The 24818-nt window shown below is 61.1% G+C and carries 22 protein-coding genes; 11 read left to right on the top strand and 11 right to left on the bottom strand.

The window, feature by feature from the left end; translation table 11 throughout:
• Positions 1 to 375 precede the first annotated feature (375 nt).
• The 9 genes from VVD49_RS21635 to VVD49_RS21595 all read left to right on the top strand — a co-directional run bounded on the left by VVD49_RS21635 (position 376) and on the right by VVD49_RS21595 (position 9781).
• A complete protein-coding gene (locus tag VVD49_RS21635) occupies positions 376 to 2010 on the top strand; it encodes a methyl-accepting chemotaxis protein (RefSeq protein WP_327601321.1) in 1635 nt (544 codons plus the stop codon).
• 179 nt (positions 2011 to 2189) lie between these two features.
• Positions 2190 to 3152 (top strand): chemotaxis protein, encoded by a 963-nt coding sequence (locus VVD49_RS21630; protein ID WP_327601320.1) that lies wholly within the window; start codon positions 2190 to 2192, stop codon positions 3150 to 3152.
• Positions 3153 to 3225: 73 nt separating this feature from the next.
• Positions 3226 to 4173, top strand: coding sequence for a chemotaxis protein (locus VVD49_RS21625; protein WP_327601319.1), 948 nt, complete (start codon positions 3226 to 3228; stop codon positions 4171 to 4173).
• Between the two features lie 13 nt (positions 4174 to 4186).
• Positions 4187 to 4588, top strand: coding sequence for a chemotaxis response regulator CheY (cheY, locus tag VVD49_RS21620; protein WP_327601318.1), 402 nt, complete (start codon positions 4187 to 4189; stop codon positions 4586 to 4588).
• Positions 4589 to 4642: 54 nt separating this feature from the next.
• On the top strand, positions 4643 to 5581 hold the full coding sequence (gene cheZ, locus VVD49_RS21615) for a protein phosphatase CheZ (protein WP_327601317.1): 939 nt from the start codon (positions 4643 to 4645) through the stop codon (positions 5579 to 5581).
• A 23-nt stretch (positions 5582 to 5604) separates the two neighbouring features.
• The gene (locus VVD49_RS21610) at positions 5605 to 7524 is read left to right on the top strand and encodes a chemotaxis protein CheA (RefSeq protein ID WP_327601316.1); all 1920 of its coding nucleotides are present in this window, start codon (positions 5605 to 5607) and stop codon (positions 7522 to 7524) included.
• 190 nt (positions 7525 to 7714) lie between these two features.
• Positions 7715 to 8029 (top strand): DUF3135 domain-containing protein, encoded by a 315-nt coding sequence (locus tag VVD49_RS21605; protein ID WP_327601315.1) that lies wholly within the window; start codon positions 7715 to 7717, stop codon positions 8027 to 8029.
• An 88-nt stretch (positions 8030 to 8117) separates the two neighbouring features.
• A complete protein-coding gene (gene cysM / locus VVD49_RS21600; protein WP_327601314.1) occupies positions 8118 to 9020 on the top strand; it encodes a cysteine synthase CysM in 903 nt (300 codons plus the stop codon).
• 14 nt (positions 9021 to 9034) lie between these two features.
• Positions 9035 to 9781, top strand: a complete 747-nt coding sequence (locus VVD49_RS21595; RefSeq protein WP_327601313.1) for a hypothetical protein — start codon at positions 9035 to 9037, stop codon at positions 9779 to 9781.
• Here VVD49_RS21595 and VVD49_RS21590 read toward each other — a convergent pair.
• The 8 genes from VVD49_RS21590 to VVD49_RS21555 form a co-directional block, all read right to left on the bottom strand.
• Positions 9778 to 11445 carry an ArnT family glycosyltransferase gene (locus VVD49_RS21590; RefSeq protein WP_327601312.1) on the bottom strand — a complete coding sequence of 556 codons (1668 nt, stop codon included), beginning with the start codon at positions 11443 to 11445 and terminating at the stop codon, positions 9778 to 9780. The two genes, VVD49_RS21595 and VVD49_RS21590, sit on opposite strands and share 4 nt — an antisense overlap.
• 136 nt (positions 11446 to 11581) lie before the next feature.
• Positions 11582 to 11794 carry a 50S ribosomal protein L31 gene (rpmE, locus tag VVD49_RS21585; RefSeq protein WP_327601311.1) on the bottom strand — a complete coding sequence of 71 codons (213 nt, stop codon included), beginning with the start codon at positions 11792 to 11794 and terminating at the stop codon, positions 11582 to 11584.
• Between the two features lie 106 nt (positions 11795 to 11900).
• The gene (rho, locus tag VVD49_RS21580) at positions 11901 to 13160 is read right to left on the bottom strand and encodes a transcription termination factor Rho (RefSeq protein ID WP_327601310.1); all 1260 of its coding nucleotides are present in this window, start codon (positions 13158 to 13160) and stop codon (positions 11901 to 11903) included.
• A gap of 265 nt (positions 13161 to 13425) precedes the next feature.
• Positions 13426 to 13752, bottom strand: coding sequence for a thioredoxin TrxA (trxA, locus tag VVD49_RS21575; protein WP_327601309.1), 327 nt, complete (start codon positions 13750 to 13752; stop codon positions 13426 to 13428).
• A gap of 128 nt (positions 13753 to 13880) precedes the next feature.
• Positions 13881 to 14828, bottom strand: coding sequence for an AEC family transporter (locus tag VVD49_RS21570; protein ID WP_327601308.1), 948 nt, complete (start codon positions 14826 to 14828; stop codon positions 13881 to 13883).
• Positions 14821 to 15408, bottom strand: coding sequence for an LOG family protein (locus VVD49_RS21565; protein ID WP_327601307.1), 588 nt, complete (start codon positions 15406 to 15408; stop codon positions 14821 to 14823). The genes VVD49_RS21570 and VVD49_RS21565 overlap by 8 nt, the downstream gene beginning before the upstream one ends.
• Positions 15409 to 15487: 79 nt before the next feature.
• Positions 15488 to 17614: a YgiQ family radical SAM protein gene (locus tag VVD49_RS21560; RefSeq protein WP_327601343.1), complete on the bottom strand. Its 2127-nt coding sequence runs from the start codon at positions 17612 to 17614 to the stop codon at positions 15488 to 15490.
• Positions 17615 to 17803: 189 nt separating this feature from the next.
• Entirely contained in the window at positions 17804 to 18085 is a 282-nt protein-coding gene (locus VVD49_RS21555; protein WP_327601306.1) for an EF-hand domain-containing protein, read from the bottom strand.
• Between the two features lie 327 nt (positions 18086 to 18412).
• Between VVD49_RS21555 and VVD49_RS21550 the strand changes: the two genes are divergently transcribed.
• Together VVD49_RS21550 and VVD49_RS21545 are read left to right on the top strand one after the other, a co-directional pair.
• Entirely contained in the window at positions 18413 to 20014 is a 1602-nt protein-coding gene (locus VVD49_RS21550; protein WP_327601305.1) for a GDSL-type esterase/lipase family protein, read from the top strand.
• A gap of 139 nt (positions 20015 to 20153) precedes the next feature.
• Positions 20154 to 21743 (top strand): GDSL-type esterase/lipase family protein, encoded by a 1590-nt coding sequence (locus tag VVD49_RS21545; RefSeq protein ID WP_327601304.1) that lies wholly within the window; start codon positions 20154 to 20156, stop codon positions 21741 to 21743.
• Positions 21744 to 21870: 127 nt separating this feature from the next.
• On the opposite strand, the gene VVD49_RS21540 is transcribed toward VVD49_RS21545, so the two are convergent.
• From VVD49_RS21540 to VVD49_RS21530, 3 genes are all read right to left on the bottom strand, one after another.
• Positions 21871 to 22191, bottom strand: a complete 321-nt coding sequence (locus tag VVD49_RS21540; RefSeq protein ID WP_327601303.1) for an EF-hand domain-containing protein — start codon at positions 22189 to 22191, stop codon at positions 21871 to 21873.
• A 61-nt stretch (positions 22192 to 22252) separates the two neighbouring features.
• Complete coding sequence (locus VVD49_RS21535) at positions 22253 to 23524, bottom strand: right-handed parallel beta-helix repeat-containing protein (protein WP_327601302.1); 1272 nt, start codon at positions 23522 to 23524, stop codon at positions 22253 to 22255.
• Positions 23525 to 23747: 223 nt separating this feature from the next.
• Positions 23748 to 24662 (bottom strand): hypothetical protein, encoded by a 915-nt coding sequence (locus VVD49_RS21530; RefSeq protein ID WP_327601301.1) that lies wholly within the window; start codon positions 24660 to 24662, stop codon positions 23748 to 23750.
• Positions 24663 to 24818 lie beyond the last annotated feature (156 nt).

Below are 24818 nucleotides of genomic sequence, written 5' to 3'. Positions count from 1 at the left end.
GGGCCACCCGGCCTCGCCCGCGCAGTAGCGCTGCTCCTCCTGTCCCCAACTCCCTCCCGGTTCTTTCGCAGGCATTGCTGAGGGCCTTTGCTCGCCCGTCGGCCGCAGCGCCTTCTCGTTGTTCTGTCTGAAAAAACGATCATCCCCACGGTGATGCAGTCCTTGTAACGCAAGGTTTCGCCACCTCAAGTTGTCCGCTCCGCCTTCCGATAAACGGGCATACAGCAGCAGCGGCCATACCTTCGCGCTGCGGCTTTCAGGCAGTCGTCATGCCGGATTTTCCGAGGGGATCAGATGTTCGCTGAGGTGCTCGCGAAGGCACGTGCTACAGGCAGGGGATCGCGCTTGGGGCGCTTTGCCGCCCTCGCAGCATGTATGGCTGCCTGGTTCATTGGCGCTCCCCATCTCTTTGGCACGGGTGGCGTCGCGGCGCTCGTGATCGATCTGTTCGGCGTGTTGCTGTTCGCAGGACTGCTGACTGGCATGCAATCCTCCGCCAGCGCCCCGATTGATGCCATGACGTCGATGGTCAAAGACATCATCCGAGATGGCGATCTGACGCGTCGCGCCAGCGAAGGCGCTGCGCCAGCCGGACAACTTGGCACTGCGATCAACCAGTTTGTGCTGTCCATGCAAGGCTTGTTCGGCAAGGCGATGGTGGATGCCGGGCGGCTTGCCGAGGTGTCACAGCAACTGCGTCAGGGGGCGGATGCCATCGTGCAGGGCTCGCAGAAGCAGCATGCGGGTGCCGACCGTGCGGCTACATCGCTGGCGTTGATGGGTGAGCACGTCCAGGGCACGGTCGACGATGCGCGCCAGGCCGCCGAGATCGCCGAGCAGGCAGCGACGCTGTCGGTTGAAGGGCGTCAGGCCGTCAGCGCCGCCGTCGCCGAAATAGACCGCATTGCCGACAACGCTACAAGCTCGGTCGAGGTGGTTGGCCGACTGCACGGCCGCGTGCGTGAGATCACCGCCATGGTGGCCGAGATTCACGAAATCGCTGACCAAACGAATCTACTGGCGCTCAACGCAGCGATTGAAGCGGCCCGTGCCGGTGAGCAGGGCAGGGGTTTTGCTGTCGTTGCGGACGAAGTGCGCAAGCTTGCCGAGCGCACTACGCGAGCGACGCGTGAGATAGGCAATGTCACGAGCCTGATCGAGGGAGAGACCCGGCTGGCGATTGTCACCATCGAGTCAGGCAGCAAGCAGGCGCGAGGTGGCGCCGAGCGGGCGCGCGAGGCCGGAGCTTCCTTGCAGGCCATCAATGATGGCGCCCGGCAGACGCTTGAGCGGGTCGAGTCCATTGTGTCGGCCATGAATGCACGCGTCGCCGAGGCACATGCGCTTGCCAGCGATGTAAGCGACATCGTCGGATCGGCGCAGAGCAACCAGATGCTGGCTGAGCGTACGCAGGAGCATTGCTCGCAACTGGCGCAGCAGGCCGAGAACATGCAGCAGATCGCCAAGGTCTTCCAGCTTGGTGCGGCAGGCGAGGCGGCCTCGCGCACGCATACGGCCATGCCGGGAGTCGTGGCGGCCGCAGCGGCTGCCATCAGCGGCGTGCTTGAGCGGGCGGTGGATTCCGGTCGCATCCGTGTCGAAGACCTGTTCGACGACCAATATGTACCGATCGACGGAACGCAGCCCCAGAAATATCGCACCCGCTTCGACACGCTGACGGACGAGATCTTCCCGCCGATCCAGGAGCCGGTGCTCGACCAGCACCCCGAATGCGTGTTTGCCGGTGCAGTGGATCTGCGCGGTTATTTTCCGACGCACAACCTGCGCTTCAGCCTGCCGCTGACCGGCGACGTGAAGCTGGACACCGCGCGCAACCGGACGAAACGGATTTTTGACGATCCCGTCGGGCGGCGTTGCGGCGCCCACGAACTTGCTTATCTCGTGCAGACCTACCGCCGCGATACCGGCGAGGTGTTGCACGACATTTCAGCGCCTATTTATGTGAAAGGCCGCCATTGGGGCGGCTTCAGGATCGGTTTCCGGGCCTGAGTTGTTACGTTTTTTGCACGGACGGCTACTCGGTCTGTGCCGTATTAGTGCCTGATTACAGGCCCGGCAGCGCTCAAGTTTGGAAAACGGGAGCCGTAAAACCTCTTGGGTTGATGATGTTCGTAAGGTACCTGCAAGTACCGGCGGCTCATCAAGCGAACCTTGGTACGGAGATTGTCATGTCAGAGCTGTTGAAGAACATTGATGCCAGAACGCGGCTTGCGGGAACCAACAAGCTTGAGATCTTGCTGTTTACGCTGGGCGTGGATACGCGCACAGGCCGTCGCGAAAGCTTCGGCATCAACGTCTTCAAGGTGCGCGAAGTCATGAAGACGCCACCGATCACCGCCGCGCCCGACATGCAGAAGGGCGTCGAAGGCATGGTTTCGCTGCGCGGCCAGCTGGTGCCGGTCGTGGATCTGTCGCGTTACTGCGGCATCGATCCCGATGGCAAGCGCGAAATCATGATCGTTACCGAATACAACGGCCACACGCAGGGCTTCCTCGTCGAGGGTGTGGACACCATCCTGCGTCTCGACTGGTCGCAGATGCGTGTGCCACCAGACATGATGACTTCTCGCCTCGGCGGCCTCGTGACTGCCGTGACCGAGCTGGAGCAGGACAAGCTGATCATGATGCTCGACGTCGAACGTGTGCTGTCGGAGACGACGCAGTACGACGAAGAGAGCACCTTCAAGGATATCGAATCGATCGGCCGTGACTTCACCGTCTTCTATGCCGATGACTCGTCGGTCGCACGTCGCCAGATCGAGCGCACGCTGACCGCTCTCGGGTTGCGCAGTGTGGGCGCCGTGAATGGCCGCGCGGCGTGGGAAGAGCTGGAGAAGATGGCGGCGCATGCCGAGTTGAGCGGGCGCAAGGTCTGGGAGATGGTCCACCTGGTTCTCACGGACGTCGAGATGCCGGAAATGGATGGCTACATCCTGACCAAGAAGATCAAGTCTGACCCACGCTTTGATGGCGTGCCCGTGCTGATGCATTCCTCACTGTCCTCGATGTCGAACCAGACGCTGGGCAAGTCGGTGGGTGTGGATGCGTATGTGCCGAAGTTTGAACCGCATCGACTCGCCGACGCCGTGCGTTCGATGCTGGTGCCGGAGAGCGTGAATCTGGCGGCATGAGAGGCCAGCTAAGCGATCTTCAGAAATGAATGTGCGGATATGTGTGAGAGAAGAATGATGGTGCGAGGTGAACATGGAACGAGCTAACGACAATCTGCTGGACACAGTCGACGCCAGGACGAAACTGGTCGGCTCCAACCGCATGGAGATCCTGTTGTTCTCGCTGGGTACCAGCGAAATCTTCGGTATCAATGTGTTCAAGGTGCGCGAAGTTTCCAAGGCGCCCTTCATCACCAAGTCGCCCAATATGCCGCATGGAGTCGAGGGCCTGATCTCTCTGCGCGGCAATGTGATTCCCGTCCTGTCGCTGGCCAAGGTCATCGGCATCGCGCGTCCCGGCCAGGAGCTGGGCGGCTCGATGATGGTCACCGAGTACAGCAAGCGCACGCTGGGTTTCCTCGTGCAGGAAGTGGATCGCATCATCCGCGTCGATTGGGACAAAGTGCGCCAGCCCGACAACATGCTGGCCACGTCGAACAGCTTCATTACCGCCATCACCGATCTGCCTGACGGCAAGCTGGTATCGATTCTCGACGTTGAAACGATTCTCGCCCAGACCTTTGGCGAGGCGCCGGTGGGCATCATCACGCCGCTCGATAAAGGCCATGAAGTCAATGTCTTCTTCGTCGATGATTCGGCGGTTGCCCGCAAGAAAATTGCCGAGGTGATGGACAAGCTCGGCGTGCATCACAAGCATGCACTGAACGGACAAGAAGCCTGGACGCGCCTGGAGGGCATGGCGACCCACGCTGCACAGCAGAAACGTAACCTCGCCGACGAGCTGACCATGATCCTCGTCGACGCCGAGATGCCCGAGATGGATGGCTACGTGCTCACACGCCACATCAAGAGTGACCCCCGCTTTGACGGCATTCCTGTTGTGATGCATTCGTCATTGTCGTCGGAGGCGAATCGCTCCATGGGCAAGTCCGTAGGTGTCGATGCCTACGTTGCAAAATTTGATGCGGAAGTGCTTGCCGATACGCTGCGCCCGTACCTCCTTAAAGCTAACCGAGACTAACCGGAGAACAGTCATGTCGGATCCAAAGATGAAATTCCTCGTTGTTGATGACTTTTCGACCATGCGTCGCATTGTGCGCAACCTCCTCAAGGAGCTGGGCTACACCAATGTCGATGAGGCGGAAGACGGTGTGGTCGCGATGCAGAAACTCACAGCCGGTGGTTTCGACTTTGTCGTGAGCGACTGGAACATGCCCAACATGACCGGCATCGAGTTGCTCAAGGCGATTCGTGCCAATGCGCAGTTGGCGCATCTGCCTCTGCTGATGATTACTGCCGAGGCAAAGAAGGAAAACATCATCGAAGCAGCCCAGGCAGGTGCTTCGGGTTACATCGTAAAACCCTTCACCGCTGCGACGCTGGCTGAAAAGCTCGGCAAGATTTTCGAGAAGCTCGACAAGAAGGCTGCGGCCTGATCGGTCTTCAACCTGGAAACAAGTCACTGACATAAAGCATTCAGGAGTGGGGCCATGGCCAAGCGGCAAAAAGCGGAAGAAGTAGGCGATAACGGTGATCTGCAGGCGCTGTTCGATTCGATCGCCGATCAGGCAGGGAAACAGACATCCCCGCCTCAACTGGAAGTAGTTGCGTCCTCGGACGGAGTGGGTGACAGCGATGATTTGCAGAACCTGTTTGACACTGTGGCAAGTGCCGCGCCTGCCAAGGCGGCTGCCAAAATGAGCGCCGTGCCCAGCAATGAGGCTGGTGACTCGCCTGACCTTGAAGCGCTGTTCGACGAGGTTTCCTCGGCTGCCGTGCCCGCTTCTGGCGCGGCAACGCATGCGGCGAGCACTCCGGAAGAACGCCAGGAAAACGTGTTCCATCGCGTCGGTCAGATGACCCGCCTGTTGCACGACACGATTCGTGAGCTCGGCTACGACCGCATGATTTCGGAGACGGCCCAGAAGCTGCCCGATGCACGTCAGCGCCTCTCCTATATCTCGCAGATGACGGAGCAGGCCGCCAGCCGTGTGCTGAACGCGACGGACATTGCCAAGCCGATCCAGGATCGCGTTGAGGAGCACGCAGCGTCTCTGGATGAGCGCTGGGAAAAACTCTATGCCAAGCAATTGTCGGTCGATGAGTTCAAGGCTCTGGCCGCCGATACGCGCAGCTTCTTCAATCAGACAGCCGCTGACAGCAAGGTCGTCAATGCGCAACTCATGGAAATCATGATGGCGCAGGACTTCCAGGATCTGACCGGTCAGGTGATCAAGAAGATCGTGGACATGGCTGCCACGCTGGAAACCGAACTCCTCAAGGTGCTCATCGAAGTGGTGCCCGAGGACAAACGCACACCCGATAACGAAGGCCTGCTCAATGGCCCCGTCATCAATGCCGAAGGGCGTACCGACGTTGTAACGGGACAAGAACAGGTCGATGACCTGCTCGAGAGTCTCGGATTCTGATCGTCGCATTACTGGAGCTGAACATGAGCGATTTTGCGGGGATGGAAGAGCTGTTGCAGGACTTCCTGGTGGAAGCCGGGGATCTGCTATCCGGTGTCGACAACAAGCTTGTCGATCTGGAACGCACGCCGAACGACCGGGCATTGCTGAACGAGATCTTCCGTGGCTTTCACACCATCAAGGGGGGCGCAGGCTTTCTGAATGCAGGCGAGATGGTGACCTTGTGTCACCTCACAGAAAACCTGTTCGATCTGTTGCGCAATGGCCAGCAAGTGGTAACGCCAGAAGTGCTGGATGCCATTCTTTCCGCGACCGCAACCGTGCGCAGCATGTTCGGCGATCTCGAACGTGGCATGCAGCCGGCAGCTGCCGACGCCGGCCTGATCGAGGCATTGCGCCTGGCGATTGCCGGTGAGCTGAAGTCCGCTCCGAAGCTGCACCTCAAGGAACAGATTTCCGCTCCCGCTGTTGCGTCAGTGGCTGTTGAGTCAAGTGCCGTTGTCCCCTTGGGCGACGACGGCCTGGACTGGGGTTCGCTGTACTCCGCCGTGACGGGCGTACAGCCCACCGCAGACGCAGCGACCGATCCGCATCTGACCGACGCTGCTGCGGACGACATCGTCAAGGCTGCAGTAGGCCGCCGTACGACGGACAAGCCAGGCTATCAGGGCCCGCCCGTTGGCCGTCGTGACAGCGAGCGCGTACGTGACAACTCCATTCGCGTGGACACGGCGCGTCTGGATCAGGTGCTGAATCTCTCCGGCGAAATCGGCCTGACCAAGAATCGTCTCAACGCATTGCGCAGCGACATTCTCAACGGCAAGAACGATACCGATACCCTGCATGCGCTTGATCTGGCCGTGAGCCAGCTGGACTTGCTGGTCTCGGATCTGCAGAACGCTGTCATGAAGACGCGGATGCAACCGATCGGCCGTCTGTTCCAGAAATATCCGCGCATTGCGCGCGACCTGGCCCGCTCGCTGGGCAAGGACGTCGAAATGCAACTCGACGGCGAAGAGACCGAAATCGACAAGACGATGATCGAGGATCTGTCCGATCCGATCATCCACTTGATCCGCAATGCTGTGGATCATGGCGTGGAGTCGATGAAGGATCGTGCGCTGGCGGGCAAGCCCGAGAAATCTATCGTGCGTCTCGAAGCACGTCAGGAGGGCGATCACATCCTCATCATCGTTGCTGACGATGGCAAGGGCATGAACCCCGAGAAGCTGCGCGCCAAGGCATTGGAGAAAGGTCTCATCTCCGATGAAGAAGCCAACACCATGGACGAACGCCAGAGTTACAACCTGGTGTTCTTGCCGGGCTTCTCGACCGCCGACAAGGTGTCGGACGTATCCGGCCGCGGTGTCGGCATGGACGTGGTACGCACCAATATCCTCAAGCTCAATGGCACGATTGACATCCGTTCCGAGCAGGGCAAGGGCACGACTTTCATCATCTCCCTGCCGCTGACGCTGGCCATCCTGCCGGTGTTGCTGGTGTGTCTCAACGATCAGCCTTTCGCCGTGCCGCTGTCCATGGTTCGCGAGATCCTGCCGATCGCTGCCAGTGAAGTTCAGGAGCTGGGCGGACGCGCCACGATGGTGGTGCGTGGAGAAGTTCTGCCGATCGTTACATTGGCCGCCTTGCTCGGCTGGCCGCAGGAGCGTGTGCCGGAGTACGGCGTGCTCATGCAGACGGCGGAGCAGAGTTTCATCCTGGCGATCGACAGCTTTGCGGGTCGCGAAGATGCGGTCATCAAGTCGCTCGACGACTTCCGTCCGAAGGGTGTGGCCGGCGTCAGCACGCTGTCGAATGGCCAGATCGTGCTGATTCTCGACATGAAGGAATTGCTGGCAAGCATGGGCGAACAGCGCACGGTGACACGTGCTCAACTCCTGCGCGAAGACCAGATGCCGCCTCCTTTGTTGATTGCAGCCTGATCCGGGACGGGGTGGTTGAATGCAAAACGGCAGCTTTGGCTGCCGTTTTTCATGGTGTGTGCAAAGTCACGTTCATTGCCAAACGACACTTCCGTGGCCCTGCCATGCGGACTGTCGCTTTCTTGAATGGTCTGGTTGTTGCGCGTAGCATCAGGTTAACCCTAGATAGCCTCATGCAGCGGAGCGGCCTGTGTCAAACACGAATTTCGATTTCGATCATTGGAGCCAACTGGCCCGACAGGATCCCGCTGCGTTTTTCGCCGAACGGGAGCTCATGATCAACGCCTTCATCTCTTCGGCGCCGCCCGAGCATCAGGCGATGTTGCGCGAGATGCAACGCATGATCGATGGCACCCGCGCAGAGGCGGGAACGCCGATGAAAGCTGTGCGGCAGATGATGGGCATGATGGCCGATCGCCTCGATGCCATGCGCGGCCAGCTGTTGCAGTTGCGCGACGAGTCTGAAGAGCTGGTCGGACACATCGATCGCATCCAGCGAAGCTGACCGCCCTTGCCCCGCTGGCGTCCTCCTGACGCCTCTCCGGTATGATTGCGAAGCCCGAAACTACGCAGCCATCAGGACAGCGGACCCCATGGAATTCCAGACCCTAGAAGATTACGTCGGACGCACGCCCCTCGTGCGTCTCAAACGCCTGCCCGGCGACGAGGCCGCACGCCGCAATAACGTCGTGCTCGCCAAGCTGGAAGGCAACAACCCGGCGGGCTCGGTGAAGGATAGACCTGCCTTGTCGATGATCGTGCACGCTGAACAGCGTGGCGATATCAAGCCCGGCGATACACTCATAGAAGCTACCAGCGGCAATACCGGTATTGCACTGGCCATGGCTGCAGCCATCCGCGGCTACAAGATGATTCTGGTCATGCCCGAGAATCAGAGCATTGAGCGCCGTCAAACGATGCGCGCTTTCGGCGCCGAACTCGTGCTGTCGCCACGCGAAGGTGGCATGGAGCTGGCGCGCGACGTGGCCGAGCGCATGCGTGATGAGGGCAAGGGCATCATTCTCGATCAATTCGGCAACCAGGATAATCCGCTCGCGCATTACGAAGGGACGGGGCCTGAATTGTGGGAGCAGACAGGCGGCACAATCACCCACTTTGTCAGCAGCATGGGAACGACCGGCACCATCATGGGTACCTCGCGCCTTCTCAAGGAAAAGAATCCTGCGATACGCATCATCGGTTGCCAGCCGGAAGACGGTGCGCAGATTCCCGGCATCCGGAAGTGGCCCGTCGAGTATCTGCCGAGCATATTTGATGCCGCACGAGTGGATGAGACTTTCAACGTGGCGCAGGCTGATGCCGAAGAAATCACCCGCCGTCTGGCGCGTGAGGAGGGCATTTTTGCGGGGATCTCGTCCGGCGGCGCGATGAGCGTGGCGCTGCAATTGTCGCGTCAGCTGGAGAACGCCGTCATCGTGTCGATCATTTGCGATCGTGGCGATCGCTATCTGTCCACCGGAGTATTTCCGGCGTGACAGCACCGGCGAACATGAGTGATCTGGCTGAGTTGAGTCCGCTGCTCGTGTTCCGGATTGCTGCCGTGCCAGACGTAGTCGGCCTACGCGGGTTGCATGGCTTGCCCGCTGCGTTGGCCGACAACGAGGTGGTCGAATTTGCCTATCAGAAAGGGCGCGCTCTGGCTGATGCAAGCAATGCGCCCGACGTGCTCGGATTGCATCTGCAGCGTGTCGTCAGCATCGCCTGCTGCGTGCAGGATGACGCGCAATTCCGCGTCGTGTCGCTGGCAGACGATGACGAAGCTACGCTCATCCAGCGCTTCGCCGATCTCGTAAAAGGCGAGCGGGCACAGCCCGTGGGCTGGGATACTGCGCGTTTCGATTGGCCCGTGCTACGCAATCGCAGCCTGGTGTGCGGCGCCGTTCCGGGGGCTGTACTCGAGGCGCACGTGGGGCAATTTGATCTGGCGTCCTTGTTTGCAGCACCCGACGGGGGCCGGCCTGGACTACACGAGCTGGCCCGGCTGTGCGGGTTCCCGGGGCAACGGGGCCTGGCTGACAATCAGATCTGGAATGCGTGGCGTGCGGGCAAACGTGACGCAGTACATGCGCATTGCGCCACAGATGCCGTGATCGGGCACCTCGTCTGTCTACGTTCGCAAATGACGCTGGGCCTTCTGGATGAATCGCAATACGCCGCGAAGGTCCGCATGGTCCGTGCCGCGCTAGAGGCGCTCAACGAGCCGCCCTGGCGCGAGTTTCTCGCAGACTGGGCTTAGTCCGCCTTGCTGCCCTTGCGCCGGAACAGCGCAAACTGCTCCTGCAGGCGGCCGCGTCCCTTCGTCTCACTCCATTGCAGCGACCAGTCTTCGCCAGGTGCGGAAAGCGCATTGCGTCCGGACTGGTAGCTCAGCACCAGATTGCATTTTGTATTCGATCTGCTGAAGCGTTGGACGCGGATCTTGCTGAAGTAATCAAGTGCTGCGCGTTGCACATCGCCCGTGCCGAGCCCCATTACGCAGTCCTTGTTTTCACGTACTTGTGCGGATATCTGTGACGTGATGCGCGTGTAGTTCTTGTCGTAGTCGAACCAGTCCAGCCATAGCGTGGTGGCCAGTCCCCAGGCGAGCGTCATACCCAGTGCCCAGCGCAGCACGCCACGCAGCTGGAAGCGGGGCACGGCCATCAAGGCCAGCACCCAACCAATGGATAGCAGCACCGCCAGTGGAATTGCCCACCAGGAAATGTGCGGTGTGAAGTTCGGGGCGAGGCGCGTGATGTTGCGCGCGAGCGCAGCAGGGTACCCGAGGTGCAGACTGCCCCAGGAGAACCACAGGAAGGCGCCGATCAAGGTGAACGTCATGATGCCGAACCAGTCGAGCAGGTTCGCGGCACCCTTGCGCAAGCGATTGATACCAGGCCCGGCAAGCAGGATCAGGGGGGGCAGGAGCGGTATTGCGTTGGCGGGACGTACCGTGCCCGTTGTGACGACGATCCAGAGCGCGCACAAGAATGCGGTGAGCGGTAAAGCGTAAGCGGCGTCCGTGATTTGGTGGCGGCGTGTCCACAGCACCCAGCCTGCGATCGGCCACAGCGGCCATGCAAACCAGCTCAACAGATTGACGAGCGCGGAGAAGCGCTTCGGCGGAAAAGCTGGCGTGATGCTCGAAAGTTCTTGCTGCCACCACTGTGTAAGCAGGTACTCGTTTTGCCGGGCAAGCAGGATGGGCCACAGGGCGATCAAGACCACCGCCAGCAATAGTCCGGGCCAGAGGCTGGAGAAAGTGATGCGCTGAGGGCGGCTGATCGTCAAGGCGACGACGCAGGTGGGCAGGGTGAGGATCAGGGCAGACAGGCCGCTCGCAAGGAAGCTGGCCCCGAGGAAACCACCTGCGACGACTATTGCACGGCGTGGCGCTTCGGCCAGCATGGAGAGTCCCCATAGCGTGCCGGCGACGGTTGCGAACAGGGTGATGAGCGGCTGCGCCTCGTGCGCATGAATCAGCAAACCCATGGAGGCCAGCGCAACGAGAACAGTTGCATTGCCCGAATGGATTGCTGGCGCCTCTGCAGGAACGAAGCGTTTGACGGCTTCACGCAACGCCCACAAGCCGAATGCGAGTGCAGCCACGCTCGCCAGGCGAATCGCATCGTGCAGCGGTAGCAGCCAGCCAAGCAGGATTCCGGTCAGGCTGCCCAGCCAGTAATGCAGTGGTGGTGTGTCGAGAAAAGCGACGCCTGCGATGCGCGGTACCAGCCAGTCGCCCGAGTGCAGCATGCTGGCAGTGGTGGCGATGTGCACCACATCATCGCCGCGCCAGGGCGCGTGGCCAACATTGCCAGGAAGAATGTACGCAAGGAACAGCAGGATCAACACCCAGCCCTGGATATTGACGATTTGCGGCGGGGCGGTCGTGAACTCTATTGCAGGCCGTTTGAACATTCAGTTTTCTGGTTGTTGGTGGCTCAGACAGGGGCTGAGTATCCATCATTCTTGCCCGAAACAGGTAAGCGAGGGCGCGCAGCGCGGTCCACAAAAAAAGGCAGCCGCAGCTGCCTTTTCTAGACGCACAGGAAAATCAGGCGCTCTTCGAACCGTACTTGTTACGGAAGCGCTCGATACGACCTGCGGTGTCCATGACCTTCTGCTTGCCGGTCCAGAACGGGTGGCATTCCGAGCAGACTTCGATGTGGTAGTTCGGCTTGCCCAGCGTGGAGCTGGTCTTGAAGGTGTTGCCGCAGCTGCAGGTGACCTGCACTTCGACGAAATTCGGATGGGTATCGGCTTTCATGTTTTTTCCTTAAAAGCGGGCGGAAGGTGTAACCGCCCTGAAAATCAAAGACCGCGAGTATGGCAGGAAGCCTGCGTTTACTCAAGTGCGGCCGTTTGTTGCGGGTTCAACCCCTGCGCATTGCCTCGAAGAACTCGGAGTTGGTCTTCGTTTGCTTGACCTTGTCGAGCAGGAAGTCCATCGCGTCGAGTTCGTCCATGTTGTAGAGCAGCTTGCGCAGGATCCAGATCTTCTGCATCGCGGCCGGTTCGAGCAGTAGCTCTTCGCGGCGCGTGCCGGAACGATTGACGTTGATGGCAGGGTAGATGCGCTTCTCGGCCATACGGCGATCCAGATGGATTTCCATATTGCCAGTGCCCTTGAATTCTTCGTAGATCACATCGTCCATGCGCGAGCCGGTGTCGATCAGCGCGGTAGCGATGATGGTCAGCGAGCCGCCTTCTTCGATGTTGCGGGCGGCGCCGAAGAAGCGCTTGGGCTTCTGCAGGGCGTTGGCGTCGACACCACCGGTCAGCACCTTGCCGGAGGCGGGCACGACGGTGTTGTAGGCGCGGGCGAGGCGGGTGAGGGAGTCGAGCAGGATGACGACGTCTTTCTTGTGCTCGACCAGGCGCTTGGCCTTCTCGATCACCATTTCGGCGACCTGCACGTGACGTGTTGCCGGTTCGTCGAAAGTCGAAGCAACCACTTCGCCCTTCACCGAACGTTGCATTTCGGTCACTTCTTCCGGGCGCTCGTCGATCAACATGACGATGAGTACGACTTCCGGATGGTTTGCAGTGATCGCGTGGGCGATGTGCTGAAGCATGATGGTCTTGCCGGACTTCGGCGAAGCCACCAGCAGGCCGCGCTGGCCTTTGCCGATCGGCGCGATCATGTCGATCACGCGCGAGGTGGTGTTCTCTTCGCCGCGCATGTCGCGCTCGAGCTTCAGGACTTTGTCCGGATGCAGCGGCGTCAGATTTTCAAACAGGATCTTGTGCTTGGAGTTCTCTGGCGGCTCGAAATTGATCTTGTCGACCTTGACCAGCGCGAAGTAGCGCTCGCCATCCTTCGGGGTGCGGATCTCGCCTTCGATGGTGTCGCCGGTGTGCAGGTTGAAGCGGCGGATCTGCGAGGGCGATACGTAGATGTCGTCGGTGCCGGCCAGGTACGAAATGTCGGGAGAGCGCAGGAAACCGAAACCATCCGGCAGAACCTCCAGTGCGCCATCGCCGTAAATCGGCTCGCCCTTTTTCGCCTGATTCTTCAGCAGCGCGAAAACCAGTTCCTGTTTGCGCAGTCGCTGCGCGCCTTCGATGTCGTTGCTGATTGCCATTTCAAGCAATTCACTGACGTGAAGCGCTTTAAGCTCTGAGAGGTGCATGGAGGACCCTGAGGGACGAAGAGACTTGGGAACGGAGGAAGGGCGCAAGCCCGGTGGAAACTTGAATTGGAATTATTGGATTTTTTGCGTGCCCGGCTACTAACGAGTGTTCGGGCTTGGGCTCTAACCTGGGCCTTTGGGCCGGTATCTGCGCCGCTGGAGCGGAAGAGTGCAGGAGCCGATGGACTGAATGGGACTCTAAACGCGAGAACCCCGTCCTGTCAATGCTTCGCGCCAGTTTGTGACTGGCGCGAAGCTGTCTTCATCACAGGTTGCTGTCGATGAAGGCGGAGAGCTGCGACTTGGCTTGTGCGCCGACCTTGGTGGCGACGACATTGCCGTCCTTGAACAGCATCAAGGTCGGGATGCCACGCACGCCAAACTTGGCTGGCGTGTCGGAGTTTTCGTCGATGTTCAGCTTGGCGACGACCAGCTTGCCAGCGTATTCCTTGGCGATCTCGTCGAGGATGGGGGCGATCGACTTGCAGGGACCGCACCATTCAGCCCAGTAGTCGAGCAGAACGGGAGTTGGGGACTGGAGTACCGACTGGTCGAAGCCGCTGTCAGTAACGTGAAGGATGTTTTCGCTCATGATTCCTCGCAATTAAGGGCCGTTCGATGCAGGAGGCAAGGTTGCGTCGGGGTTGAAATGGACGCATTCGCTTGCGCAGTACGGCCTAGGGTGGGGGCATCCTATCCAAATTCAATCCGCGAGGGAAGCTATGGCGCCGATAGCGATATCAGCGTCAGCGCCACCGGTGTGCTGATGGCGGAGAGTACCGTCGACAGCACCAGGCTCGCTGCGATCGGGCCTTCCATCGTGCGGAAATGGCGCGACATGAGGTAGACATTGGCGCCCACGGCGATCGAGCCCAGCAGGACGACGACCTGGGTTTCGAGAAGTGGCAAGCCCAGAGCCCGTGCAATCAGCCAGATCACCAGAGGCTGCATGACCAGCTTCAGGACACAGATTGCTACGCTTTGCTGCCATCCGGCGCGAATGCCGAACTCGGCGAGCCCCATACCCAGGGCAATCAGCGACATGGGGGCCGCAGCCTGACTGATCATGGTCAGCGGCGCGGTGATCGTGGTCGGCAGATGTACGCCGGTCAAACCGACGATCGTGCCGGCGACGATGGCCGCAACGAGGGGATTGGTGATGACACTCCACGCTGTCTTGGTGAAGCCCTCCAGCGACAGGCTGCCGTGACGCGCCCACTCCACGGAAATCGTAACCAGGGTCCACAGGATCAGTGCGTTGAAAACCAGTACCAGCGCCACGGAAGGTAAAGCAGCTGGCCCGAGTAGCGCTTTGGCCATCGGGATGCCCAGCATGGCGTTGTTCGAGAACACGCCGCCGAGTGCAAATACGGAGCCCGAGACCCCATCGAGATGGAACAGGCGCGCGGCCAGCAGGCGGCCGAGTGCAAAAACCACGAGACAGCTACCAAAGAACGCGATCAGCAGGCGCATGTCCACCGGAGGGAGTTGCGACAGATCGCTCATCATGCTGAACAGCAGGGCGGGTAGCGCGACGGAGAACACGAAGCGCGTCAGCGCATCGGAGACTTCTTGCGGCCACTTGAAACAGCGCATCAGCAGATAGCCGATGGCGATCAGGACGAACAGCGGCAGTGTCAGTTCAGCGCGTTGTAGCAGCTCAAGCATCGGGGGCCTTTGAGCGTGCATCGAATGCTGTTCGCAGGCTTGCGAGCAGCGCTTGCGGCGTGTCCGCGATATGGATGAGATCTGCGTGCTGTGCTTTGACGAAGCCCTCGGCGCGCATGTGCTCGACCATTGCAATGAGGGGATTGAAGAAGCCCTGGGTATTGAGCAAACCGACAGGCTTGTCATGCAAGCCGAGCTGCGCCCAGGTCAGGATCTCGAAAAGCTCGTCCATCGTTCCGAAGCCGCCCGGCATGGCGACGAAGGCGTCGGCGCGTGCGGCCATGGCAGCTTTGCGCGTGTGCATGCTGTCTACGGAGAGGAGTTCCGCGCTGCCGGGTGCTGCGGGATCGATGCGATAGGCAAGCTCGCGCGCTTCCATGAAGGCGGGAATGACGCCCCACACGTGACCACTTGCAGAGACTGCGGCATCTGCGACGACGCCCATCAACCCGACGTGACCTCCGCCCCACACCAGTTCAAGGCCCGACTTGCCGAGCAAGCTGCCCATCTCGGTGGCTGCGGCCCGATAGACCGGGTTGTCACCGGCCGATGCGCCGCAAAACACGCAGATCGAATTCATGTTGCGAAACTGGTTGAAGCGAAAGCGACTACCTTAACCCAGAACGCGGGCAACTGTTGTAGCTTCGCGCAATGTGTCTTCAGCGTTTGCCACGCGGCTTGCCTTGCGGTGCAGGGCGTGAGGCCGGTCGCGCGGTGGTTGGTCGCTGAGGCGCGCTCGGCCTGGTTCTTGGCTGCCCCGACTTGATGGCATGTACGAAGTCGTTGCCCGGCGCAGCACCACGGCGCTGCAGATGCGCCGGCGGTTCGCGCGGGATCAGGTGTTGCGGACTATTGCCGATCAGGTCGGTGCGGCCGATGTTGCGCAGGTGTTCGCGGATGATGTCGTGACCCGCCGGATCGTGATAACGCAGTAGCGCTTTATGCAATTTGCGTTGCACGCCGCTGCGTGCCGTGACGACTTCTTCCGAATCTTCCGTGACCTTGCGCAGCGGATTCTTGCGCGTGTAGTACATGGTCGTCGCCATGGCGAGCGGTGTTGGCGTGAAGGTCTGCACCTGGTCCGGGCGGAAGTCGTTCTTCTTCAGCCACAGGGCGAGGTTGAGCATGTCCTCGTCGGTCGTGCCCGGGTGCGCGGCGATGAAGTAGGGCACGAGGAACTGCTTCTTGCCTGCTTCCTTCGAGTACTTGTCGAAGAGCTGCTTGAAGCGGTCGTAGCTGCCGATGCCGGGCTTCATCATCTTCGACAGCGGACCTTCTTCCGTGTGCTCCGGCGCGATCTTCAGCAGGCCGCTGACGTGATGCGTGACGAGTTCCTTCACGTAATCCGGTGAGCGCACGGCGAGGTCGTAGCGCAGGCCCGAGCCGATGGTGATCTTCTTGACGCCCGGAATTGCGCGCGCCTTGCGGTAGAGCTGGATCAGCGCCGAGTGATCGGTGTTGAGGTTCTCGCAAATGCCGGGATAGACGCAGGACAGGCGACGGCAGGACTCCTCGATGGTCTTGCTCTTGCAGGCCATGCGGTACATGTTGGCCGTCGGCCCGCCGAGGTCGGAGATATGCCCCTTGAATTCCGGGATCTTGTCGCGGATCTCTTCGATCTCGCGCAGGATAGAGCCTTCCGAACGGCTCTGGATGATGCGGCCTTCGTGCTCGGTGATCGAACAGAAAGTACAGCCACCAAAGCAGCCACGCATGATGTTGATCGAGAAGCGGATCATCTCCCACGCGGGGATGTGCGCATCTCCGTAGCTCGGGTGCGGTGCGCGCGCGAAAGGCGCGTCGAAAACGTAGTCCATCTCCGGCGTGCTGAGCGGGATCGGTGGCGGGTTGAGCCATACGTCGCGATCGCCGTGCCCTTGCACGAGTGCGCGCGCATTGCCGGGGTTGGACTCTAGATGGAACACGCGCGAGTTGTGCGCGTAGAGCACCTTGTCGTCCTTGATGACTTCATAGGGCTGCAGGCGCACGACGGTCTTCGCGCGCAATGCCTTGCGTGAAGCGACGCGCGCGGCAGCAGGCACGATCTGGACCGGGGCCGAGCCATCCGCATTCGGCGTCGTCGCAGCCTGCTGCGGCTCCATCGCGTAAGGATCGGGATGCGGATCGATGCGGCCGGGGCGGTCGAGCGAGAGCGAGTCGATCTCGATCCAGTCTTCCGCCGGCTTCCAGTCGCGCTTGACCATGAAAGCCGTGCCGCGCATGTCGCGGATGCTTTCGATGGGCTCGCCTGCAGCGAGGCGGTGTGCGAGTTCGACGACCGCACGCTCGGCATTGCCGAAGATCAGCAGGTCGGCCTTCGAATCGGGCAGTACGGAGCGGCGCACCTTCTCGCTCCAGTGATCGTAGTGCGCGATGCGGCGCAGGCTGGCCTCGATGCTGCCGATGATGATATTGGCATCCGGATAGGCTTCGCGCGCGCGCTGGGCGTAGACGGTGACGGCGCGGTCCGGGCGCTTGGCCGGCGCAGCGTGTGCGGTGTAGGCGTCATCCGAACGCGGCTTCTTGTCGGCCGTGTAGCGGTTGATCATCGAATCCATATTGCCGGCGGTGATGCCGAAATACAGGTTCGGTTTGCCGAGCGCGCGGAAGGCTTCTGCCGAATGCCAGTCCGGCTGGCTGATGATGCCGACGCGGAATCCTTGTGCCTCCAGCATGCGGCCGATCAGCGCCATGCCGAAGCTGGGGTGATCGAGATACGCGTCACCCGTGACGACGATGATGTCGCACGTGTCCCAGCCAAGAGCGTCCATCTCTGCGCGCGACATGGGCAGGAAGGGAGCGGGCTTGAGATCGGGGCGGTAACGCGGCCAGGCGGAGAGGAGGGTTGGTGCTGCTGTTTCCATCGGCCGCAATTGTACGGGAACGCGGCGGCGGCCGATATGCGGGGCGACCGCTGCCGCATTGCGAGGTCCACACGTGCCCGCCATGGCGGGCGACGGCGGGCATGCCGAGGGCTACTTCTGTTCTATGCCCAGAGCGGCTTGCGCGGCAGAGAATTCAGCTGCCGAAAGGCGGCCGTCCTTGTCCTTGTCTGCGGAAGACAGCCAGCCCGTGACTTCCAGCGATGGACTGGCCTCCTTGACGTCGATATAGCCGTCGCGGTTAACGTCCAGCGCGCCGAAGCTTGGTGACGAGCTCCGCGCCGGATCAGCCGCCTGGGCGGCGCCGATGGATAGCAGCAGAGCGGATGCGCCGATGCAGGCGTGGGACAACAGGGTTTGGCTCATGTTTTTCATGCGACTTCTCCTTGAAGGTTTGCTTGTCGGAATATCCGGATGTATCGGATGGCGTTCCACTTTCCTGTTCGCACGGCCCGTTCCTGGAAAAATTCTTTTGAAATTCAATGGATTGAAATTTTCATTGAATATTGTCTGTTGGCTAATGACGACAGGCGACATGGCAGAGCTGTGCGAAAGCCCTGTCGTCACGGGGCTTCGGCCTGTCGCCGTTGCCCAACGCTGGCGGCGACGAAAACCGCAATCAACGTCAAGAAGCGCTGCAGGTGCTCCGCCATGATCCGCGAACGCTGAAAAGCAGGATGCCGGACTGGAAAAGGAGTGCTCGTGGGTGCAGTGAACTGGCGGGGAGTGGTGGCAGGGGTGGGCGCAGCAGCATGCGTGATCGGTTGTAGTACGCCGGGCGTGAGTGCCGGCACGCGCCTGAGTGGCGTGGTGTCGGTAGGGGGGCCGCTGTCGCATGCCGTCGTGACCGTGGCAGACGCGAATGGCGTGAAGCGCAGCACCACGGCTGACGCACAGGGCTCCTATGTGCTGGATGCTGCGGGGCTGACTGCGCCGCTACTGTTGTCTGCAGTTGAGCCGGGCAACGCCAATTGCGACGATAGCGCGAAGCCCTGGGCCAAATGCTTCGGCGCCCTGGTTGCACAGCTTGGGCCGGAGGGTACGACGGCCAACATCAACGCACTGACTGACAGGGTCGTCTCCGGCGTCGCCCAGGGGCTCAAGTTCAAAGGGCCGCAAGGGCTCATCGATAGTGGCCGTAGCAGCGGTGTGACGGCCGAGAGCATCCGCGTACAGACCGCTGCATTGCGGCCAGCCATCCTGCAGGCGCTGAAGGATGCGGGGGTTGTCGACGCGGAGCAGTTTGACCCGGTCAGCACGCCCATGAAGGCCGATCGCACCGGCGTCGATGCCGTGCTGGATGTGCTCGTGCCCAGCCGTGGGTACGACAACAACAGCGGCGTACCGGGCGGCACGGCCTTGCTGGATGCGGACTATTACTTCGTCGGCAAGCTGGACGCGCAGAGCCCGCTCGAACTGCTCAATTTCGCGCGCGCCAGAGCGGCCAAGACTCAGCTGATCGACCCTGCCTACACGCGCATCCTCATCGTTGGCGACTCAACCGCGAGCACGTATGAGCTGGGGCGCTTGCCACGTATGGGCTGGGGGCAGGTTTTCGAAGCACTGTTCAAGCCCGGCGCAAAGGTGAAGGTAGTGAACAACGCCAAGTCGGGCCGCAGCTCGCGCGCTTTCTACAACCAGGGCTACTACGAGCAGATGGCGGCCTATCTGCGGCCTGGCGACTACGTGATGATCCATCACGGTCACAACGACCAGAGTTGTGACGCGACCAAGAAGGATAGAGGCGCGGCAGATGTCGCCAACCTGTGCAGCTATCCCAACGATGCCAGCGGCAAACCGCAATATCCGGCAGGCAGGCCGGACATGTCATTCCAGAAGTCGCTCGAGCGCTTCATCACACTGGCGCGTGCCAAGGGTGCCATTCCAGTGCTCATGACCCCGACTTCCCGCGTCTGGAACAAGGATCGCAAGGATGGCCTCTTCCCGGTCGTGCCGAATCACTTCACGACACAAAACGACACGCAGGGATTTGCTTTCATCGGTGACTACATCCAGACGATCAAGGACACGGCGAGCGCCAACACCGTGCCGCTTATCGATATCGAGGCAAAGACCATCAGCTTCGCCAACGCGCATCAGGCGGACTGGAAGGACTACTGGCTGGCCGTGAAGCCTGCCGAGTATTCGTGGTACGCCACGCAGACATCTGGCACCTGGGACAAGCCGGACACCACGCACTTCCAGGAGAAGGGCGCGCGCGCGGTGGCCGAGATGGTGGCGCAGGGGATTCGGGAGACGCCTGAATTGAGCAGGCTCGCCGCAATGCTCAAAAACCCGCAATAAAACGGGCTGCGCATGTCGCTGACTGCGTTGGCCCGCTCGCCGTGCATGAGCACTGCTCTGCGCGTGCCGCCTTGCCAGCAACGCGCTCGCTCCGCTTTCTTGCGAGTTTTGCGGCCCAATATCAAATAACGGAGAAACGATGATTCAACTTCGAAAAGCGCTTGCCCTTGCGAGCCTTAACGCAGTCGTATTGCTGGCGGCTTGCTCCAGTCTTGGTACATCCACGACAACCCTGCAAGGCGTCGTTGCAATCGGTGGCCCGCTGCCCGGCGCGAGCGTGACCGTGGTCGACACGCAGGGCCTCACGCGCAGCACGAAGGCGAATGCGCAGGGCGCCTATAGCGTGGATGTCGATGGCATGTCGGCGCCCTTGCTCGTTTCTGCCATCGAAGCCGGGCCGAACACGAACTGCCGCTACAACGCCACCTTGCGTGCGCGCTGCATGGCGGCGTTGTTGCCCGCAGTGCATGCTGGCAACAACATCGCCAACGTCAATCCACTGACTGATCGCATCGCGTCGGATGTTGCCGTGAATCTCAAGTTCATCGGTCCGCAACAGTTCGTCGATTCCGGCAAGAGCGCCGGTGCGACAGTGGAGCAGATCGCAGTTGCGACGCGCACCATGCGGGCGGGCTTCAAGTCGGCGCTGAAGGAGGCAGGCGTAGCCGACGCTGACAGTTTCGACCCCGTCACAGCGCCGATGAAGGCCGACCACACGGGCGTCGATGCCGTGCTCGACGTGATCAACCACAACCGCAACTACGACAACCCGACCAGCGAGTCGTCGTACACGGTGCTCACCGATATCAGCTTCCGCCCCATCGTTGGGCTGGTCGGCAGTGGGCCGTATGAGCCGCTGGATTTCAAGCGCGCACAGAAGGAGCTGAGCGAGATCCGCAACGCGAAGGTGCGTATTCTCATCATCGGCGATTCGACGGCCGCGACTTACGAGCTGGAACGTCTTCCGCGCAAGGGCTGGGGCCAGGTGTTCGAAGAGCAGTTCAAGCCTGGCAGTGGCGTAAAGGTGCTCAATGCCGCGCGTGCCGGTCGCAGCTCAAAGGATTTCTACAACGGCGGCTGGTACCAGCAGATGTCGCGTTTCATGCAGAAGGGTGACTATGTACTCATCAACCATGGCATCAATGACCAGAGCTGCGAGTCACTGAAAAAGGACCGCGGACCTGCGGATGTAGCCGGGCTGTGTACCTACCCGAACGACATCAACGGCAAGCCACAGTTTCCCGCAGGCCATCCGGAAATGTCTTTCCAGAAATCACTGCAGCGCTACGTGACCGAGGCGCGCGCCGCAGGCGCTACGCCCGTGATGCTGACACCGAGCACGAAGGTCTGGAATGAGGCTCGCAAGGAAGGTTTTCCGGTCGTTGCGAATCACTACATCTCGCCGCAAACCGGCAACGGTTTCGCTTTCACAGGCAACTACAGCCAGACGGTGAAGGACACGGCGCGTGTCGATCAGGTGCCCCTGATCGACCTCGAAGCCAAAACGATTGCCTTTGCCAACGCGCATCAGGCCGACTGGAAAGACTATTGGCTGGCTGTTGCTGACAAGCTGAAGTACCCGTACTACGCCACGCAGGCCAGCGGCACCTTCGAGAAGCCTGATACGACACACTTCCAGGAGAAGGGCGCACAGGTCGTGGCCGGCATGGTGGCCGATGGCATTCGCGAAACGCCGGAGCTCAAGCCGTTGGCGCAATTGCTGCGCTGAGTTCGTTGCGGAATGGGCCATGCCCTCGTGAGGGAACGGTGCTCGACCGCCGCGTGCTTCGTAGCGGGCATGGTTCGGTTCGCTAGCTGCGCGATGCCGCAGCCGGGCTCAGGATCCGCCTTCAAGACTACTTGCTCCGCTTCACCTTCACGGTCCGCTCTGCGCCCTGCGCGGCCTTGAACTCTTCCTCGGACAGACGCCCGTCCTTGTCCAGATCGGCTGAGCGCAGCAGCTCAGCAAACTGCGGGCGTGAGGCCTCCTGGCGCTCGATGAAACCGTTGCGGTTCAAGTCCAGCTGGCTGAAGGAAATGCCCTGTAGCGCTACCGGGCGCGCGGCCTCCAGCGGCGGCATGGTCATGTAGAGCGCAGACACCACCATGAAATTGCGTACCGCGCGTTTCTGGTTGAAGCCACGCGCTGTTGCGCGTCGGGTCTTGTGTTTCGACATCGGACTCTCCTTGTGTCTTGTGCGTGGGGCGGGTGTGCGTGTCACACATGGATTCGGGGATTCAAGGCGCGGCCTGCAGTGCACCGACGAGGCGCGTGCTGCCGTTGATGGCGCGCGATGTCAGCGGCGTCGGCGAGTCCTGCAGATATTGCGCATCGGGCACACCCGCCAGCGCGAGACTGCCAAGGACACCTGCAGCGGGCCAGAAGTTCGGCGCGTTGATGCTGGTCGCGCCGGGCAGGTTGCTGGCGGCGGTCGTGACGCTCGATTGCTGCGTGAACACGCCGCTGTTCGTTGCGAGCCCGGCCAACAGGCCGGCATTGCCGGCGAAGAGGTTGGCGACGAGTGTGAGTGACTGGATGCCGGGGGCGGCGTACAGGGAGACGCCTCCGTTCAGCGTGCTGACCAGGGTGTTGTGGCGTAGCTCCATGGTGTTTGTCGGCCACGTGCTGATGCCTTCCGCACCGAACGAGACCGACACGCCATTGTCGGCATTCGGCCCTTTCTGGATCAGGTTGCCGCGCAAGAACACCTCACCACCGTTCGGGAACTCGACCTGGTAGCTGGCCGTGCCGCTGTTACCGTCCATGAAGTAGCTGTTCTCGATGCGGTTGCTCTTCGCACGGCTCTTCAGGTTGTGGCCGATTCTCGTCGAGTGGAAGAAGCTCTGCCGCACGGTCAGGCTGTTTGCCGTACCGATATAGAGACCGTGGGTGTAGCCGTCACCACGGCCGTTGCGTGCAAACTCACTGCGTTCGATCACGATGTTGCTCGTGCCGCTGCCGCCGAGAATGCCGTTCTCACTATCGAGAAAACCGCAGCCACGAATCGTGATGTTCACGTTCGGTTCGATGCGGATGCCGGCGCCGTTCTGGTCTGCGACTGCCGCGTCGTGGAAGACGATGTTTTCCACCACCATGTTGTTGCCGGCCGCAACCCAGATCGCCTTACCGCCCGCACTATTGCCATTGGCATAAACGTGCGCCTGGCCGCCCACACCGCAGATGGTCAGGTTGGCGCGTGTCCAGGTTGCCACGTCGCCGTTGTAATTGCCTGCGGCGATGCGCACCGTGTCACCGTCAAGCGCAACTGTCGCGGCGGCGCTGGGTGTTGCATAGGTTTTGCCCGGCCCGACCTCCAGCACGCGACCCGTCGGCGTACTGCATCCCGTAACGTTGCTGGCTGTCGTGCTGCTTGCGGAAGAGGACGAGGAGGCTGGCGCTGTCGAACTCGTCGCGCCGGAGGACTGCGTGTTGGAGGCCGAGCCGCCACCGCCACCCCCGCCGCACGCGGCGAGGATGAGGCTCAGGAAGAAACAGATTCGTGTGTGCATGGCACGCTAGTGCAGATGCCGTGCCAGATCGACTTTTCTTTACTAAACAGTGGCTTGGGCTGAGGCAGGAAATGTCTGCCAGTCGTGGCATGGCGACAGCTTCTGGCATTGAACGGGGCGCAGGCAGCGGCGGGGCGCCTTTGCCGTGTCGCCGCAGGCAGACAGTGGGCACCCGATACGGGCACGGCACGTCAGGTGCGCAATGAGACTGGCGCGGCGTCCTTCAGCGCTTGGGAGCCAGCTCGGCCGCCAGATCGTCCCACCAGAACTTCTCGTGAAGTGGTGCAAGCGGCGACAGTTGAGCGTTGGGCAGGCGAAAGACACGTCGCCCCGCAAGATGCACGTCCGCCAGCACCAGCTTCTTGTAGGCTTGATAGCGACGCTCGAACTCCCCGGACTTGGCGAGGCGCTGCAATCCATCCTCGATGCGTTCGGCCATGCGGGCGCCGGCCTCCGTGCGCGGCACAAAAAAGTAGCGCGGCATGGGGTACTGCAGGATCAGGTTCTTTTCGATCGTTAGCCCGCGCACGCTGCTCTTGTGAGCTTCCCACTCGCTGTAGATCTCGTTGACCCCGCGCGAGAACAAGTCGTAACGACGAATGCCCAGCATGTGGAACAGGCCTTCGTAGTTGTCTGCAATCACCAGTTTCATGTTGGCAGCCTGCAGGATTTTCACGTCCGTCCACGGCGAGGCCTGGCCTATCGAGAACTGGCGCAGGTCGTCGAGGGACTGCACCTTGTCCAGCCTGGCCTGCATCTCCGGCATGATCAGGAACAGGCGGTAGCCCAGCAAGCCCTTGTCCAGCGGGATCGGGACGGGGCGCAGGCGCTGCTCCAGATCCAGATTGGTCGCGCGCGCCACGACATTCACCCGGCCGGTGTCACCGCTTTCCAGCTCCGCCACCGCGCGCAGGAAATTCATGGGCTTGTCGTAGGGGGCGAGCTGGTAGTCACCGTACTTGCTCTTGTTCGCCTGCAAGGCCGCGTCCAGCAACTCCCAATAATAGGTGTGGCGCTGATCGCCCTCGTTCTCGGGCGGCGGATGGATGAACTTCATTGCCTCGGCCGCGCGCACGCCCGGGGCCGCCGTGGTCAGGCAGGCGGCGAGGATCACCAGTGAGCGGAGTATTTTTCTCATGGTCTGTCTCCGTTGCAGGATTGCTGACTATAGACCAAGTGTTTATGCCGATACCATCAGAATAGCCATGGTGCGCTGCACGAAGGTAAAAACTCGTGACGGATGTGGGATCTGCGGAATTGTCGTCGCAGCGGCGTGTTGTCAGCTCGCATGACC

Origin of the sequence: Uliginosibacterium silvisoli, from assembly GCF_036017035.1 — a bacterium.
Classification (GTDB): domain Bacteria; phylum Pseudomonadota; class Gammaproteobacteria; order Burkholderiales; family Rhodocyclaceae; genus Viridibacterium; species Viridibacterium silvisoli.
This window is presented reverse-complemented; position numbering and strand designations above follow the sequence as displayed.

Coding starts and splice junctions, on each gene's coding strand:
- VVD49_RS21635 (WP_327601321.1), top strand. CDS start 376: ATGGCTGCCTGGTTCATTGGCGCTCCCCATCTCTTTGGCACGGGTGGC.
- VVD49_RS21630 (WP_327601320.1), top strand. CDS start 2,190: ATGTCAGAGCTGTTGAAGAACATTGATGCCAGAACGCGGCTTGCGGGA.
- VVD49_RS21625 (WP_327601319.1), top strand. CDS start 3,226: ATGGAACGAGCTAACGACAATCTGCTGGACACAGTCGACGCCAGGACG.
- cheY (WP_327601318.1), top strand. CDS start 4,187: ATGTCGGATCCAAAGATGAAATTCCTCGTTGTTGATGACTTTTCGACC.
- cheZ (WP_327601317.1), top strand. CDS start 4,643: ATGGCCAAGCGGCAAAAAGCGGAAGAAGTAGGCGATAACGGTGATCTG.
- VVD49_RS21610 (WP_327601316.1), top strand. CDS start 5,605: ATGAGCGATTTTGCGGGGATGGAAGAGCTGTTGCAGGACTTCCTGGTG.
- cysM (WP_327601314.1), top strand. CDS start 8,118: ATGGAATTCCAGACCCTAGAAGATTACGTCGGACGCACGCCCCTCGTG.
- VVD49_RS21595 (WP_327601313.1), top strand. CDS start 9,035: ATGAGTGATCTGGCTGAGTTGAGTCCGCTGCTCGTGTTCCGGATTGCT.
- VVD49_RS21590 (WP_327601312.1), bottom strand. CDS start 11,445: ATGTTCAAACGGCCTGCAATAGAGTTCACGACCGCCCCGCCGCAAATC.
- rpmE (WP_327601311.1), bottom strand. CDS start 11,794: ATGAAAGCCGATACCCATCCGAATTTCGTCGAAGTGCAGGTCACCTGC.
- rho (WP_327601310.1), bottom strand. CDS start 13,160: ATGCACCTCTCAGAGCTTAAAGCGCTTCACGTCAGTGAATTGCTTGAA.
- trxA (WP_327601309.1), bottom strand. CDS start 13,752: ATGAGCGAAAACATCCTTCACGTTACTGACAGCGGCTTCGACCAGTCG.
- VVD49_RS21570 (WP_327601308.1), bottom strand. CDS start 14,828: ATGCTTGAGCTGCTACAACGCGCTGAACTGACACTGCCGCTGTTCGTC.
- VVD49_RS21565 (WP_327601307.1), bottom strand. CDS start 15,408: ATGAATTCGATCTGCGTGTTTTGCGGCGCATCGGCCGGTGACAACCCG.
- VVD49_RS21560 (WP_327601343.1), bottom strand. CDS start 17,614: ATGTCGCGCGCAGAGATGGACGCTCTTGGCTGGGACACGTGCGACATC.
- VVD49_RS21555 (WP_327601306.1), bottom strand. CDS start 18,085: ATGAAAAACATGAGCCAAACCCTGTTGTCCCACGCCTGCATCGGCGCA.
- VVD49_RS21545 (WP_327601304.1), top strand. CDS start 20,154: ATGATTCAACTTCGAAAAGCGCTTGCCCTTGCGAGCCTTAACGCAGTC.
- VVD49_RS21540 (WP_327601303.1), bottom strand. CDS start 22,191: ATGTCGAAACACAAGACCCGACGCGCAACAGCGCGTGGCTTCAACCAG.
- VVD49_RS21535 (WP_327601302.1), bottom strand. CDS start 23,524: ATGCACACACGAATCTGTTTCTTCCTGAGCCTCATCCTCGCCGCGTGC.
- VVD49_RS21530 (WP_327601301.1), bottom strand. CDS start 24,662: ATGAGAAAAATACTCCGCTCACTGGTGATCCTCGCCGCCTGCCTGACC.